This is a genomic window from Clostridium tanneri, assembly GCF_033659955.1.
GTDB lineage: Bacteria > Bacillota > Clostridia > Clostridiales > Clostridiaceae > Clostridium_AM > Clostridium_AM tanneri.
The window spans coordinates 1-610 of record NZ_JARUJP010000085.1 but is presented as its reverse complement, the minus strand read 5'-3'; the positions used below and the strand labels follow the sequence as shown (position 1 = coordinate 610).

Below are 610 nucleotides of genomic sequence, written 5' to 3'. Positions count from 1 at the left end.
GTATTAAAAACAGTGATGAAAGTGCTGAAGTTTACAGGTATGATGACAGCAATAAGAACTTGTACAATAAGCTTACAGCAGCTTCAAGAGTTCAGAAGTTTAGCAAAAACTATATAAGAAATCATAGCGTAGAACTAAATACCTCCCATTGGGAAAAAGCTAGTTGGAGAGGTGTAAGTATTGATCAAATAAAAGGTAACATTACTACTGAAGAAGCTTATATGGGAACAAAAAGCCTTAAAATCACTAAAGATACTAACAGCAGCAGAGATTTTTATCAACAGTGGCTTAGTGGTCTTGTAAGAAAAAAATCCTATGTCCTTTCAGCCTATGTTAAAACCAAGGATATTACAAAAACAAGTAATGGAGGAGCAGCTCTATTTATAAGTTACAAAGACACTTCAGGAAAATATAACACCTTCGAATCCACATATATTCAAGGTACAAATCAATGGTCAAGATATTATATTAGATTTTCCCTTCCAGATAATGCTGATACTGCAAATGTAAGTGCATGTCTTGGAATTATAGAGGAGTCTGGAACTGCTTATTTTGACTGTATACAGCTGGAAGAGGGGAATGTACCAAGCAGATACAGCCTAGTAGAAAA

General features: G+C 34.6%; 1 protein-coding gene. It reads left to right on the top strand.

Going from position 1 to position 610, the window contains the following annotated elements; genetic code table 11:
* Positions 1-610: phage head spike fiber domain-containing protein (locus P8V03_RS19040; protein WP_318799379.1), on the top strand; the 610-nt coding region annotated here is incomplete at both ends.